This is a genomic window from Micromonospora inaquosa, from assembly GCF_003857055.1.
Lineage (GTDB): Bacteria > Actinomycetota > Actinomycetes > Mycobacteriales > Micromonosporaceae > Micromonospora > Micromonospora inaquosa.
In genome coordinates this window covers 1-13,850 of the sequence record NZ_QGSZ01000145.1, presented here as the reverse complement: position 1 = coordinate 13,850, position 13,850 = coordinate 1, and the positions used below count along the sequence as shown (strand labels likewise).

12 protein-coding genes are annotated in these 13,850 nt (G+C 70.6%); 7 read left to right on the top strand and 5 right to left on the bottom strand.

All coding sequences use genetic code 11. The annotated features are described in order from the left end of the window. Nucleotides 1-226: 226 nt before the first annotated feature. Nucleotides 227-427, bottom strand: coding sequence for a hypothetical protein (locus DLJ59_RS05985; protein WP_124771508.1), 201 nt, complete (start codon nucleotides 425-427; stop codon nucleotides 227-229). Nucleotides 428-820: 393 nt separating this feature from the next. On the opposite strand from DLJ59_RS05985, the gene DLJ59_RS05980 reads away from it, so the two are divergent. Further along, nucleotides 821-1,276: a hypothetical protein gene (locus DLJ59_RS05980; RefSeq protein WP_124771507.1), complete on the top strand. Its 456-nt coding sequence runs from the start codon at nucleotides 821-823 to the stop codon at nucleotides 1,274-1,276. A 20-nt stretch (nucleotides 1,277-1,296) separates the two neighbouring features. Here the strand turns inward: DLJ59_RS05980 and DLJ59_RS05975 are convergent, their stop codons facing one another. The 3 genes from DLJ59_RS05975 to DLJ59_RS05965 are packed head-to-tail and all read right to left on the bottom strand — an operon-like array spanning nucleotide 1,297 to nucleotide 5,493. After that, nucleotides 1,297-1,749, bottom strand: coding sequence for a hypothetical protein (locus DLJ59_RS05975; protein WP_124771506.1), 453 nt, complete (start codon nucleotides 1,747-1,749; stop codon nucleotides 1,297-1,299). 16 nt (nucleotides 1,750-1,765) lie between these two features. Then, on the bottom strand, nucleotides 1,766-2,386 hold the full coding sequence (locus tag DLJ59_RS05970; RefSeq protein ID WP_208648567.1) for a dihydrofolate reductase family protein: 621 nt from the start codon (nucleotides 2,384-2,386) through the stop codon (nucleotides 1,766-1,768). A gap of 38 nt (nucleotides 2,387-2,424) precedes the next feature. Next, nucleotides 2,425-5,493 carry a BTAD domain-containing putative transcriptional regulator gene (locus tag DLJ59_RS05965; RefSeq protein ID WP_158630788.1) on the bottom strand — a complete coding sequence of 1,023 codons (3,069 nt, stop codon included), beginning with the start codon at nucleotides 5,491-5,493 and terminating at the stop codon, nucleotides 2,425-2,427. Between the two features lie 213 nt (nucleotides 5,494-5,706). Between DLJ59_RS05965 and DLJ59_RS05960 the strand changes: the two genes are divergently transcribed. From DLJ59_RS05960 to DLJ59_RS05940, 5 genes are all read left to right on the top strand, one after another. Next, a complete protein-coding gene (locus tag DLJ59_RS05960) occupies nucleotides 5,707-6,501 on the top strand; it encodes a hypothetical protein (protein WP_124771503.1) in 795 nt (264 codons plus the stop codon). Nucleotides 6,502-6,619: 118 nt separating this feature from the next. After that, nucleotides 6,620-9,400: an AfsR/SARP family transcriptional regulator gene (locus DLJ59_RS05955; protein ID WP_244235844.1), complete on the top strand. Its 2,781-nt coding sequence runs from the start codon at nucleotides 6,620-6,622 to the stop codon at nucleotides 9,398-9,400. Between the two features lie 100 nt (nucleotides 9,401-9,500). Next, a complete protein-coding gene (locus DLJ59_RS05950) occupies nucleotides 9,501-10,220 on the top strand; it encodes a hypothetical protein (RefSeq protein WP_124771502.1) in 720 nt (239 codons plus the stop codon). A 43-nt stretch (nucleotides 10,221-10,263) separates the two neighbouring features. Next, nucleotides 10,264-11,148: a hypothetical protein gene (locus tag DLJ59_RS05945; RefSeq protein WP_124771501.1), complete on the top strand. Its 885-nt coding sequence runs from the start codon at nucleotides 10,264-10,266 to the stop codon at nucleotides 11,146-11,148. Between the two features lie 140 nt (nucleotides 11,149-11,288). Then, nucleotides 11,289-11,792, top strand: a complete 504-nt coding sequence (locus DLJ59_RS05940; protein ID WP_124771500.1) for a hypothetical protein — start codon at nucleotides 11,289-11,291, stop codon at nucleotides 11,790-11,792. A 44-nt stretch (nucleotides 11,793-11,836) separates the two neighbouring features. Here the strand turns inward: DLJ59_RS05940 and DLJ59_RS05935 are convergent, their stop codons facing one another. Next, nucleotides 11,837-13,021 (bottom strand): NAD(P)/FAD-dependent oxidoreductase, encoded by a 1,185-nt coding sequence (locus tag DLJ59_RS05935; RefSeq protein ID WP_124771499.1) that lies wholly within the window; start codon nucleotides 13,019-13,021, stop codon nucleotides 11,837-11,839. 250 nt (nucleotides 13,022-13,271) lie between these two features. On the opposite strand from DLJ59_RS05935, the gene DLJ59_RS05930 reads away from it, so the two are divergent. Continuing rightward, nucleotides 13,272-13,850, top strand: a 579-nt coding sequence (locus tag DLJ59_RS05930) for a hypothetical protein (protein ID WP_124771498.1), incomplete at its 3' end; no start/stop codon positions are given.

The window sequence follows — 13,850 nt, the reverse complement described above, 5'->3', positions numbered from 1 at the left end:
CCTACGACGGTAAGGGCGCGATCCGTGGAGCGTCACCGTACCGGAAGGCGGGATTCATCCGATGCGCCGTGCCATCAACGTGCCAGTAGCCGGTACCCCCGCCGGTCACCAGGGGGCACGAACGGTCGAGTCCCGCCCGCCCCACCATGTAACGGCCAACTCATCCCAGCGCAGCCGGGTGTAGGCCAGCACGCGGATGATCAGCCCACGCGGCGACGCGCGGTTGTCAGGTGTGCGAGAACCAGTTGAACATCCGCACTGGCAGGAGTACGAGAACGACGGTCGCAGCCACGGCCAGCAGAACGCGCACCGTGCGAAGACCTCGCCACCACGGGATAGCCCAGAGCAGCAACCACATGGCGCCCGAGATGACCACATGTACGCCGACCACCCCGAGGCTGGTCTCCTCGCACATGTTTTCAGCCATATCCTCCTTGCACAGCGCTGGCGGGCCGTTGTGGTCCCCGAGGCTTCCCAACACCCCGACGAAACAGGCCAACACTGGAGCCGCTACGAGGGTGAACAGCGGCGTCACCAACCACCCGGCGAGATCACGGTGCCGGTCCGCTAGCCGTCCCACTGGGAGAACCTACAGTCGGACATCGACAATTCTCAAGCTGACGCTTCACGGCGATCGAGGCCTACCACACGGTTGATGCTAGGCCCCTGCCGCGCCGGCCGTCGCAGCCACGACCAGTTCGGCACCGCCGCCCACCACGGCCTTGACCGGCGACACCCGCGATTACCAACCGGACAGGGTGTGGATCGGTCCCGACCTTCTGGGCCAGCCCGGTGGGCGCCGATCGCGTACCTTGCAGGCATGCCAGTGGCACCTGCTGACGTGCTACGACGCACGGGCGTTCTCGCGCCACGTCGTCGCCTCGCAACGATCGCACTTTCCCTGGCGCTGGTCACCGTAGGGCTGGTCGGCGGCTTCGGAGCGGCCAGGCTCGCCGACGACCCGCACACCGCCCGGCCGGAGCTGCTCGTCGGGGTGGTCACCTGGTCGAACGAGCAGACCAGGTCCATCGCCTTCGAGGAGGACGAGACCGCTCGCCGCCCTCTCGACGGCGACACGACCTACTCGGTGATCGCCGAGAGCTGGCAGGACGTGGGCGGGACACTGCACCACGACGGTACGTACCCGACCTGCCTGGCCGGGAAGAAGGACGATCCCGTCTCAACGGACCGACACCGGGTCGGGCTTGAGGTCCTGCACCGCGACACGGGCGGTCAGCCTCAGCACATCGTCGTCCATGTCCGCTGCCTCGACTGATGGCATGATCCCAGTCGGTCTCAGCCGATGTTGATCAGCAAGACCTGGTCGTCGCGGAGTTCGGAGATGGTGTCGCGCAACAGCCGCAGCGTGTCCAGACCGGCCGGGCCGCTCTCCTCGAAGGCCATGCCCGTCTCGTCGAAGTGGGCGACCAACTCCTCCTCGCGGTGTGCGCTGGGATCGAGCTGATCCACCAACCGCCGGGCTGGAGTGATGAGCGTGGTCAGGCCGTAGGTGCTGTTGATGGCCTCCGACTCGGCATTGAACTCCGGCTGCTCCAGGTCGATGCCGCGTTCCTCCAGATAGGTCAGGACGTAGAGCATGCAGTAGCCGGACCAGTCGTACTCCTGCCGCGCGTTGCCCCCGTGTTCCGCCAGGTACGCGTGGAAAGACGACGGCGATGTGCGGGCCAGGCGGGCCAGTTCGGTGATGCTGTCCCTGGGGACCAGGGTCAGTGACGCGATAGAAGACAACGCATCCTCCGTCGGCTCAGGAGAGCACGCGGTAGGTGACGTGCAGGACCGAGGTTGCCGCGCGCGACGTCATTTGTTCGAGTTTCTGCGGCGGGACGCCGTCGAACAGTCGCACGCCGGAGCCGAGGGTGAGGGGCACGATGTGCAGCCGCAGCTCGTCGACCAGGCCGGCGGCGAGGTACTGGTTGATGGTGGTCGCGCCGCCGTGGATGAGGATGTTGCCGTCACCGGCCGCCGCGCGCGCCTGCGCGAGCGCCGACTCGATTCCGTCGGTGACGAAGTGGAAGGTGGTGCCGCCCTCCATCGGCTGCGCCTCGCGCGCGTGATGGGTGAGCACGAACACCGGCTTGTGGAACGGTGGGTCCTCACCCCACCAGCCGTTCCACTGCCGATCCCAGGGGCCACGCACGGGGCCGAACATGTTGCGCCCCATGACGACCGCCGAGGCGGCTTTGATCAGGTCGAGCTCGGCCTGGTTCTCGTCGGCGGCGTCGAACATCCAGGCGTGCAGCCCTCGACCCCAGCCGTCACCACCGTCGTCGCCGAACGGGCGTTCCTCGGTCTGGTTGAGCCCGGCCGAGTACCCGTCGACAGAGATGGTCTGGTCGGCGATCACCTTGCCGCTACGTGTGGTCACAGCGCTCCCCATTGACGGCGTGTGGGCGAGAGATCAGCCTACGACCACCCCTGTGCGCCGCACAGCTTGTCTCGCGTCCGGGCCGGTACGCCGATGGCGGACATCGCCTCCTGATAGCGCCGGTACGCCTGTGCGGCCTCGCCGTGCCGGCCCGCCGCTGCCAGTGTCCGGATGAACTCGCCGTGCACACCCTCGTCGTGCGGCTCCAGTTCGAGGGCGCGGCCGAGGTGGCGGATGGTCTCGTCGATGTCGGCGGCGCCACGTGCCAGCGACGCCAGCTTGCGTACCACTCGCAGGTAGACCCGGCGTGTCTCCTCGCGGGTCGGTCGGGACCAGTCGTCGTACGGCTCGTCCTCCAGGAAGTCTCCCCGGTAGCGCCGCTCGGCGAGGAGCAGTGCGGCGCGGGCGTCATCGGGTTCCCCCAGCTCGGCCAGCCGGAGGCCGTGCGCCGATTCGGTGAGGAACTCCTCGACATCCAGTTCGAGGTGGCCGACGTCGAGGGCGAGACTCGGGTGCGCGGCGATGATGAAGTGGTCCGTCGGGCTACGGCGCTGCGGATCGAGTACGCCCCGGAGGGTGGACAGCGCCACGGACAGCCGGTGACTGACCCGGCCCGGATCCTGGGCGGGCCAGAGCATCTCGCCAAGCTGCTCCCGGGGCACCGCGCGACCACGCCGGGCGGCGAGGATCCGGAGCAGGTCCCGCGCCTTCCGTGACTGCCAGTCCGTCGCCGCCACCTGTGTTCCGTCCACGTACACCTCGAAGCGTCCAAGGGTGCGGACGGTGACCTGTGCGACGCGGCGTGCGCCCTGCCGGCTCAGCGTCGGCGCAGGCACCCCGACACTGGCCAGTCGCTCGGCGGCCAGCCGGGCGTTGACGCGCTCCTGAGGATCCGCCCCGGGCAGCCGGCTGAGCAGCACCGTGAGTCGGTCCGCGGCCACGACCGACGTGATGTCGCGTAGGGTCGCGGCCGCCTCCCGCCAGGCCCGCCGGGTGTCGTCGCTGTCGGTGGCGGCGGCCCCGCGAAGCTCCAGGGCCTCGGCGAGCGCCGCCCGGTCACGATGCAGGCGGGCGGCGGCGGACGCCGTCAGCGCCACCTCCACGGCCCGGGTGCGGTCGCCGATTTCCAACGCCACCCAGCCGAGCGCGAGTCGGGCGGTCGCCGAGTCCGGGCCGCGCTCCAGTTCGACGGCGCGTTGGGCCAGGGCGAACGCCGTCGCGCCGTCCTCGGCGGCCAGCACGCGGGCCAGTCCGGCGAGCGCCGGCACCTGGATCTGGAGATCGTTGACAGGTTCGCTGGCGCGCAGCGCCTCCTCGTACGCGGCGCGGGCCAGGTTGTTACGGCCCCGGAGTGCGTGAATGTCGCCGATACCCACCAACGGGTACGCCACCTTGCGGGACCCCATCCGCTGCAGCAGTGGTACGGCGCGTTCGTAACACGCGGTGGCCTCGGCGAGCTGACCGAGGTGGAAGTGCGCCGAGGCCTCGTTGCAGAGCGCCAGCGCGAGCATCGCGGCGTACCCGTTGGTCTGGGCCAACTCCACCGCGGGCCGCACCTCCGCCAGGGCTTCGAGGTATCGGCCCTCGCCGACCAGGGCGGACGCGCGGTTGGCGCGGATGCGGGTCACCTGGACGGTGTCGCGCGCCGCCTCGGCCGCCCGCAGCGCCTTCTCGTGATGTTCGTCGGCAGCCGGTCGGTCACCCCGAAGTTTCGCGTCCAGGGCGAGCGCGGTGTGCGCGGCGGCGAGCGCCGCGTCACCCCCGATCGCCGTCGCCGCCGCGAGCGCCCGTTCCGCGCTGTCCTGGCACGCCTCGGCGTTCCCGCTGGTCCACTGTGCGGCGGCGGTCCAGGCGAGCAGTCGGGCGTTGTCGGTGGACGGGTGCGGGTCGAGCGCACCGCGTTGGAAGACCTCCAGGGCGGAGTGCGGTTCGCCGCGCAGATAGTGCACGAGGCCGTACCGCCAGGCGAGCCCGGCGGTGAGGGTGTCCTGACGATCGGCCAGCACGGCGTACGCCGCGAGTGCGGGTTCGAAATCGCCGCGCATCTGCTGCGCCTCCCCGTAGAGCAACCGCAGACGATCGGACCGGGCGTGCTCGGGCAGGGACTGGAAGGCTCCCACGACGGCCTCGGCGCCGCCCGCGGCGAGCAGCGCCGCGCCGTGGTCGGCGAGGATCCGCGCCGCCGCCTCGGGAACACCCGATTCCTGGTACGACCGGAGGGCCGGGACCAGGAGCCCGTGCTCGGCGTACCAGGGTGCCGCCGTCGCGTGCAGGCGTTGCACCGCCGCCGGGGTCAACGGGAACCGGCGGCGGGCGACGCTGGCGACGACCGGCACCATCCGGTACCCGTGCCCGTCCGTCGTCACGGGGACGAGAATGCCGGCGCGGGCCAGCTGGTCCAGGAAATGACCTCCGTGTCGGTGCCCGAGCAGGCGGGACAGCTCCGGGTGAAACGGATCGAGGTGCGCCGCGTCCCGCACCAGCCGGTGGACCTCGGGCGCCAACTCCGCGAACACGTCGTGCAGCAGACGGGTCTCCAGTGGCGTCCCCGGCCCGGTCAGGTCGTCCCAGTCCGCGCCGACGGCAGCGGCCGCCCCCGCGGCCAGCGTGACCAGGGCCGGCCAACCGCTGGTCGCGGCGTGGATCCGGGCCGCGACCGTCGGGTCGGTCAGGCCGTGGTCGGCGACGAGGGCCGTCACCTGGTCGAGTGAGAGCCTGAGGTCCGGCGGGCCGTGCTCGGCGAGCAGCCCGGACTGCCGTCGGGAGAGGGTCGGCGGATAACGGGTCAGGAGAACCACCCTGAGCTGCGGCGGGAGGCGTTCGAGGCCGTCCAGCAGCGCCTGTAGCCGGCGGCGGGGCAGTCGTGGCACGTCGTCGAGGACGACCCAGCTCGGTTCGTCGACCGGCAGGTCCAGCGCGGATCGGGCGCACCGGGAGACAAGGTGTTCCGGCCCGGCCGTCGCCAGAGCCGCGACGTCCGTCGCGTCGCACCAGTGCACCGGGCGGTCGCCCAGCCAACCTCGCACGGCGAACGTCTTGCCGTAGCCGGCCGCGCCGACCACGAGGGTGCACCGCCGGCTCAACCCTTGATCCGCTGTCGCGCTCATCGGCTGCCTTCTGGTCGAAGCTGGGTCATCTCTCATTTGGCGCCGCACCGGCAGGCCCGCGTACGCGAACGTCGCCGTTACGACACCGAATCGAGGGCGCGATTGACGCCACCTTGACGACGCTCTGAACCTCGCCGCAAAGGATGTCGAAGGCACACAGAGGCGCGACCCGTCCGGGCCCACGCCTCGGGATCGATCCGATGAGGAGTTGTGATGGCAAAAGTGCTGTCGGGACGCGCACTGCTCGCGGTGCTGGTCGTCCTGCCGACGCTGACCGCGTGGAACGCCGCGCCGGCCAGCGCCGCCGCAGGGTCAAACGCCCAGGTGTACGACGACGAGCCGGTGGACCGCGAGATCGAGCTGGCGCGGCTGGGCTACCAGAACGGCGTACGGGTGGTGTTCTCCCGCGATGTGGCGTCCGGCGACTGGGGTATCCGTCAGGACGGGGAGATGGGCCGCAACGCGCCCCTGGCGTACGACGACAAGCAGGGCATTCTGAAGACGTACCTGACCATCACGCCGAAGTCCGTGCCGGTGCCGCGGGAGCTGCTGTCGGAACCGCCGGCCGGCACGCCGGCACCACCGGAGCTGGCCTACCGGACCATCGCCGCGTCAGTGGTCGTCGTCGACGATCTCGCCGTGCCGACGTCGAGCGGCATGGCCGCGTCGGCGGTGATGACCTGCTGGGACCTGTACTGGAACTCGTACAACTGGGCCGAGCTGCCCGGCTACCCGAATCCGGGCTCGGTGTGGCACCCGGCGAAGACGTACTACTCGTCCGACTTCGGCGGAATGAAGATGTACTCCTACAGCTACCTCGCCAACTGCGGCGGGTATGCCCGGCACCGGATCTACTACAAGTCGGCCGGTGACTACTACAAGCACCACGACTACGAGGTGGCGTCGTACCACTGGCAGGCGGTCAAGAAGGGTTCGGTGCACCGCTACCGCAAGGTGCTCTACGACGGCACATCGGGGGACACCCGCAACGGCAAGTACACCGGCTAGCCCGTCCGGGTGGCGGTAGGTCTGCGCCACGCCCACCGTCACCCGGCCCGGCCGTGGATCGTGTCCATTGCGCGACGAACAGACCGAGCCTGCTGGGCTGGAGATTTAGCCTGATTCGGTGATCTCGATAACTGGCACGGGTGTGCGCGTCAGGCTGCTCGGGCCGGTGGAGGTGGTCGTCGCCGGCAGTCCGCAGGCGGTGAACGGCCTGCGCCGCAAGGCGGTGCTGGCGACGTTGGCGCTGCACGTGGGCCGGGTGGTCAGCGTCGACCGGCTCATCGACGTGGTCTGGGGAGACCACCTACCGGCCACTGCGGCGAACACGTTGCAGCGTCACGTCTCCTACCTGCGCGGGGTGCTCGGCGAGCCCGGCTCGATCGTGGCGCGCCAGCCCGGTTATCTGCTCGACACCGGGCCGGACTCCACGGATGTCCAGGCCGCCGAGCACCTCATCGAGCTGGCCCGGCGGTCAACGGACCGCAACGAGCAGGTGAAGCATCTGACGGCCGCGGTGGCGCTGTGGCGGGGCCCACCGCTGGCCGACGTGGCCGGATCGGCCTGGCTTGAGGAGCAGGCGGAGCACCTGGAACGTCTGCGGTTGGAGGCCGAACGATCGCTCGCCGAAGCCCGGTTGTCCGTCGGTGAGCACGCCGCGCTGGTCCCCGGGTTGGAACGGCTCGTCCGACAGCACCCCTTCGACGAGCACCTGCACGCGCAGCTGATGCTCGCCCTGTACCGCGACGGCCGACAGGGGGAAGCGGTCGCCACGTACCGGCGGCTGCGCGACAGTCTGCGGGAGCACCTCGGCATCGACCCGGGTCCGCGGCTACGGGATCTGGAGTGCGCCATCCTGCGCCAGGACACCGCGATCGCCGCACCCGCACCGGTTACGGCCGCTCCGACGCTGGTGGCGGCGCAGCTTCCTTCCCCCGTACCGACATTCACCGGACGCGCCACGGAGCTCGCCGCCCTCGACGCGCTCGTCGACCGGGGCGGCGCCGTCGTGGTCTCCGGGACCGCCGGCGTCGGCAAGACCGCACTCGCCGTGCACTGGGCGCACCGGGCGGCCGTGCGTTTCCCCGACGGGCAGCTCTACGTCAACCTGCGCGGCTTCGACCCGGCGGCCACACCGACCGAACCGACGCGAGCGCTGCACGGCTTCCTGGAGGCCCTCGGCGTCCCGGTGGCGCGGATGCCCACCGACCCGGACAGGATGGTGAGCTTGTACCGCACGACGGTGGCGGGCAAGAGACTGCTGGTGGTGCTGGACAACGCCCGCGACGCGGAACAGGTCCGGCCGCTGCTGCCCGGCTCGCCGAACTGCCTCGCCATCGTCACCAGCCGCGACCAGCTCCTCCCACTGGTCGTCACCGAAAGCGCCCAACCGGTACCCCTCGACCTGCTGAGTCCTGGCGAAGCCCGCGACATGCTGGTCCGCCGGCTCGGCGAACGTCAGGTCGCCGCCGAACCCGCGGCGGCCGACGACATCGCCGACCGCTGCGCGCGGCTGCCCATCGCCCTGGCCATCGTGGCGGCCAGAGCCGCCACCAACCGGCACTTCTCGTTGGCGGCCGTCGCCGGCGAGCTGGGCGACCTGGACGCCTTCCACGCCGGTGACGAGGCCACTGACGTCCGGGCGGTCTTCTCCTGGTCGTGCCGGACACTCAGCCCACCCGCGGCCCGGCTGTTCCGGCTGCTGAGCCTGCATCCCGGCCCGGATGTGTCCGCCCCGGCCGCGGCCAGCCTGGCCGACGTCACCGGGCAAGCGATCGGCCCCCTGCTCACCGAGTTGACCCGGGCGAATCTCTTCACCGAGCACACCTACGGGCGCTACGCGTTCCACGACCTGCTGCGCGCGTACGCCGCCGGTCTCGCCGAGGAGGCTGAGCCGCCGGGCGAGCGTCGTGAGGCCGTACACCGACTGCTCGACCACTGCCTGCACACCGCCCACGCCGCCGACCTCGCACTACACCCGCACTTCAGCGCGATCAGCCTCCCGCCGCCCGGCGCGGGTGTGCTGCCGGAACGCCCCAGGAGCCGGTCCGTCGCCGCGGCGTGGTTCACCACCGAGATCCCCGTCCTGCTCGCCGCCGTGCCGCTCGCCGCGCGATCCGGGTTCGAGGGACACGCCTGGCGGCTCGCCTGGACCATGGCCGGCTTCCTGCACCGGCAAGGGCACTGGCAGGACTGGCTCGGCACCCAGCGGATCGCGCTGGCCGCCGCGTCCCGCATCGGGGATCAGGCAGGGCAGGGCCACGCGCACCGCAGCCTCGGTCTCGCCTGCTCCCGGCTCCGTCGGTACGACGAGGCCGACGACCACCTGCGGCGCGCGTTCGACCTGTTCACCGACGTCGGCGACGACGCCGGGCGCGCACACACCTGTCTGAACCTCGGTCAGTTGGCGGAGCGGCAGGGCCAGCACCAGCAGGCGCTCAACCATTCCCGGCGGGCACTGACCCTGTTCCGGGGGACGGGAAACCGGGCCGGGCAGGGGTACACCCTCAACGCGGCCGGTTGGCAGGAGGCGTTGCTCGGCAACTACCACAGTGCCCTTGTCTCGTGCGGTGAGGCGCTGCGGATGTTGCAGGAGGTGGACGACGTCCAGGGGCAGGCCGACACCTGGGACAGCCTCGGCCACGCCCATCACCAGCTCGGGGACGACCGGCGAGCGATCACCTGCTACGAGCACGCCCTCGAACTCTTCACGCAGGTCCGCGACCGGTACGCCGAAGCGAGCACGTACGTCAATCTCGGCGGCAGCCACCGGGCACTCGGTGACCTCGGTGCCACCCGTACCGCGTGGCGGCGCGCCCTGGTCATCCTCGACGAACTCGGCGACGCCGACGCCGACTCGATCCGCGCCAACCTCGAACAGCTCGACGCCAGCCGACTCCACTGACGTACCACGTACCCCGCTTTCTGCGCCGTTTCCGGGCCGCTTCAGCGCGGCCCGGCACTCTTCGGACACCAGTCTTTCCGCACCAGGAATGGAGTGTTCGATGAGTCGTTTGGTACACCGCCTCGCGGTGATCGGGGTGGCCAGCGCGACGGTGCTGGCCATGTCCTCCGCCGCCGTGGCCCAGACCATCAAGCCGCCGCAGAAGGGCGCCGACTGCGTGGTCCAGCACGTCGACGACCGCGGCGAAGTCGTCGGTACCGAGACAGCGCGCGAAGGCCGGGAGTACGGGCCGTTCCGCTGCCTCGCCGGGCAGTGGACGTTCGCCTGGGCGCCCTTCGCGGCGGACGACATGATCACGGCCGATGAGATCCAGGTCGACCCGGCCGGTGCCGTGTCGGTCCGACGGTTCGCCGGGCCCGCGCTCGGCAACGACCTCACGGTGGGCGAGATCGCCGGCATCGCCCGAGCCGTCAGCGGCAGCCGGGAGGTGCTGATCGACCGCGCGGTCGTGGCGGTCGACGACGGCAAGGAGCGGACCCCGGAGCAGGTCGAGGCGCTGCTGGCCGGCAAGGACGACACCGGCGTACGGGTGCTGGACATCATCGAGAAGCCGAACGCCGCAATGTCGACAAAGGACGTCATCGACGAGGCCGGCGGCACACCCGAGACGACGGTTGTCTACTTCAGCCTCTGGGGCGCGATCAAGTCGGTGTTCGCCTGGATCGTGGACACGATCAGCGAGGTCGGTGAGTGGATCGACGACCACTGCGACTGGGGGTCCCCGAACGACGTGGGCGACCTGGTCACATGTCGCTGGTAGCCCGACCGACCCCGCCGACAGCGATTACCGAGATGAGGACACGATGACAACTCTGCGAGACATCACCAGGCGCGCCACCATCGTCACGACCGCCCTGATCGTCGGACTGACCGCTTCGTACGCCCCGTCGCAGGCCGCCGAGGGTGACGCCCGGACGACGATCACCGACCACCAGGGTGCTCCGGGGACAATGCTGCAACAATTCGAGGAGCTGACCGGCCGGCCCGTCGGCGACCTGGACAAGGTGCTGGCCGTCGACACCGGCGGTCGGAACCTCACCGGCGACCAGCTCGAAGCGCTCGCCACCGGTAAGGAGGTCGACGGCGTCAAGGTCGTCGGCACGATTCCGGGCAACCGGGACGTCCTCGGCACGACCATGGCCGACCTCGCCGACGGGGCGTACGACGGCAGGGGCGACAGCGGGACGGCGACCTCCCTGCTCTTCGCCTCATCCACCCCCGACGGCCGGGAGTGGTGCCTGACCATGTGCGTCGCGTCGGGCAAGACCGTCTGGGAATGCCTGCACCTGCGCCGGACGGGCGAACTGATCCGCACCCTCGACTTCGCCGGCGGCACCACGGTGGGCGAGACGAAGGCCGCCTTCGAGAAGGCCAATGGCGTCGCCGTCGAAGGCCCGTACAGCGTGGATACCCTGGTCGGCGAGGGTGAGCCCTCGGCGGACGAGATCAAGACGCTGCTCGACGGTGAGGACGTCGAGTCGCTGCGCCGAGTGGCGACGGTGGACGGACCGGACCCCGGGTGGGCCCTGGCCGACATCGCCGAGAAGTCCGGCGTCGTGTACGCGAAGACCAGGGGTCACCTCTTCAGCCTCAACCTGCCGATCCTCGGCAAGATCCTCGTGTTCTGCGTCTCGCAGGACGGCGGGAAGACCTGGAAGTGCTCGGCCAAGAAATGGAGCGGTTTCTGACGGGTAGGCCGTCGACGGTCCCGCTCCGCATCGACCCCACCGGTCGACGCGGAGCGGGGCCGCACGCCTGCGGCCGCTGGTTATGTCCGGAGATCGACACTGCGGGGGACAGGGTCCTGACGATGCCGGACGCTGAAGGAATGTCGCATCTGGATGGAGAGCAGCGGGAGCGCGCCGTCTTCATCGCTGAAGCCTCGTTGCTCGAACAGCGGCACGAGGGCTGGGCCCTGCTGCAGCGGAGACAAGCCGCATGGTGGCAACGCTGGAACACTCTGACCACCGTCTCGTCGGCGGTGATCGCGGGTGCCTCGGGGGCCGTCGGGCTGGCCTCCGCTGAGCTGGGTACGGAAGCTGCGATCGCCGCCCTGGTGGCCGCTGGCCTGGCCTCGGTCGCGAGTAGTTCCGGCGCAGCGCACCGCAGCGAGGTGGCATTCGTCTCCGCTGCGACCAACCAGGCCCTGGCCGACCAGGCCAGGGCCTTCCGGACGGTCTGGGCGCCACACCAACCGCTGACCGATGTGCGCGCCCGGTTCGCCGAGCTCTCCCTGCAACGGGACCAGGCGGTCACCAACGCGGCGTTGAAGTTGGGTCGGCGGCCGTTGGTGCGGTATCTCCGCAGGACCGCGCGCTCGGCCAGCCCTTGACGGTGCGACGGTGACCGGCCGAGCCACACCCTGGGGTCAGGTCACTACACGCCCGTGCGGATCTCCGATCGGGTCGCGACGACGCGGTGGCGGCGCACCGGGTACAGCACCGGGTGGGCCATGCTCCAGGCGGCGCCCGTGCAGACGAACTCCTTGTAGCGGGCCGCGAGCTTCCCGGTGAGGAGGGCCGGCCTGGCCCGGTCGTCGGCGGTCACGTACTGGATGATGCCGTCGCGGCGGCCGAGGCTGATGCACTGGTTGAAGTAGCGCAGCGGGGCTTTGGGGAACTTCGCTCGACCGGTCAGCCGCGCGGCGATGGCGTCGGCGGCCTGCCAGGCCATCGGGATGCCCGAGGCGCACGACATCCGCAGCGGCTTGCCGCCCGGTCCGGCGGCGATCGCGGCGTCGCCCACCGCGTACACCTCGGGGTGGGAGACCGACCGCATGCTGTCGTCGACGATGATCTGCCCGGTCTCCGCGACCGCCAGGGTCGTGGCGGCGGCGATCGGGTGGACGGCGAAGCCGGTCGTCCACACCGTCACCTGGGCCGGGATCTCCCGACCGTCGCGGGTGACCGCACCGGTCGCCTCGACCCGCGCGATGTCGGTGTGCTCGTGCACGGTGATGCCGAGCCGGTCGCAGACGCCGCGCAGGTGCTGCTGCGCCTTGCCGCTGAGCCAGTCACCGAGACCGCCGCGGGCGGCGAGCGCGACATCGAGGTCCGGCCGGGTCTCCGCGATCTCGGTGACCGCTTCGAGGCCGGTGAGGCCGCCGCCGACGACGAGCACGGTCCCGCCGGCCGCGAGGTGGGCGAGGCGGTCGCGCAACCGCAGCGCCGAGCGCCTGCCGGCGATGTCGTACGCGTGCTCGGCGACCCCGGGGACGCCATGGTCCGCGGCGGTGCTGCCGAGGGCGTAGACGAGCGTGTCGTACGCGATCTCGTCGGTGCCGTGGTCGTCGGCGAGCGCGACGGTGCTGCGGTCGGCGTCGACGGCGGTGACCCGCGCCAACCGAAGCTTGACGCCGGTGCCGGCGTAGAGCTCGCTCAACGGGCGGTGTTTGAGGTCCTGCCCGATGGCGAGTTGGTGCATGCGGACCCGCTCGACGAATTCCGCGTCGGCGTTGACGACGGTGATCTCGGTGTCGTCGGGGTGCAGCCGCTTGGCGAGGCGCCCGGCGGCCATGGCTCCGGCGTAACCCGCTCCGAGGACGACGATGCGGTGCTTCATGGTGGCACTCCTGTCTCGGTGGTGGTCGCTTCCTGAACCGGACAGCGACGCGATTCCTGACAGGCCGCGGCTATGACCTGGGTCACCAGCTTTCGATCTCACTCGCCCGCGCGAGGGAGGAGCTCATGCGTGCGGGGGAGAAGCCGGGGGGCGGCAAGATCGCCGGGCGGAGCGATGTCCGCGCGACGGCGAAACGGCAGGCTCAATCACGTCGAACACCCGACGTGAACACTTCCCAAGGAGTCACCAAATGCAGTTTCGCCCCGCATTCATCGCCGCCCCGGTCCTGGTCATGGGCTACGGCATCGTCCGTCTGATCGACGGCCTGGACGGTGTCCGTGGTCCCGGCGCGGCCTGGACCATCGGGCACCTCGCGTTCCTCGGCGCGCTCGTCGCGTTCATCTCGGTCTTCTGGCAGATGCGCCGCATGGCTGGCGGTCGGACCTTCGCGACGGTGAGCGCCACGGCCGGCACCCTCGGGGCGCTGGCGCTGATCACCCAGTTCTCGATCGACCTCGTCGCCGGCTTTCTGGCCACTGACAACTACGGCATGAGCATGATCATTCACGACGTGCGCACAGTGCCCGGCATCGCGCAGCTGGCCTACGACTTCGGGCCCTACGCCTTCTACCTCGGCCAGCTCGTGCTGGTCGTCCTGCTCGCCGTGCAGCGCCGGGTCAAGCTGTGGACGCCGATCCTGGTGCTGGCCGACCTCGCCACGCCGTTCATCGACAAGGACCTGATCCCGCTGGGCTCGGCCCTGCTGCTGGTCTCCTTCCTCCCGCTGGCCCGGGGCGTCGCCGTCACCCCGACGCAGCCGGTGCCCGCC

What these genes read in the sequence shown, in the direction of transcription:
- DLJ59_RS05950 (WP_124771502.1), top strand. Translation starts at nt 9,501, where the DNA reads ATGAGTCGTTTGGTACACCGCCTCGCGGTGATCGGGGTGGCCAGCGCG.
- DLJ59_RS05960 (WP_124771503.1), top strand. Translation starts at nt 5,707, where the DNA reads ATGGCAAAAGTGCTGTCGGGACGCGCACTGCTCGCGGTGCTGGTCGTC.
- DLJ59_RS05965 (WP_158630788.1), bottom strand. Translation starts at nt 5,493, where the DNA reads ATGAGCGCGACAGCGGATCAAGGGTTGAGCCGGCGGTGCACCCTCGTG.
- DLJ59_RS05935 (WP_124771499.1), bottom strand. Translation starts at nt 13,021, where the DNA reads ATGAAGCACCGCATCGTCGTCCTCGGAGCGGGTTACGCCGGAGCCATG.
- DLJ59_RS05940 (WP_124771500.1), top strand. Translation starts at nt 11,289, where the DNA reads ATGTCGCATCTGGATGGAGAGCAGCGGGAGCGCGCCGTCTTCATCGCT.
- DLJ59_RS05985 (WP_124771508.1), bottom strand. Translation starts at nt 427, where the DNA reads ATGGCTGAAAACATGTGCGAGGAGACCAGCCTCGGGGTGGTCGGCGTA.
- DLJ59_RS05945 (WP_124771501.1), top strand. Translation starts at nt 10,264, where the DNA reads ATGACAACTCTGCGAGACATCACCAGGCGCGCCACCATCGTCACGACC.
- DLJ59_RS05980 (WP_124771507.1), top strand. Translation starts at nt 821, where the DNA reads ATGCCAGTGGCACCTGCTGACGTGCTACGACGCACGGGCGTTCTCGCG.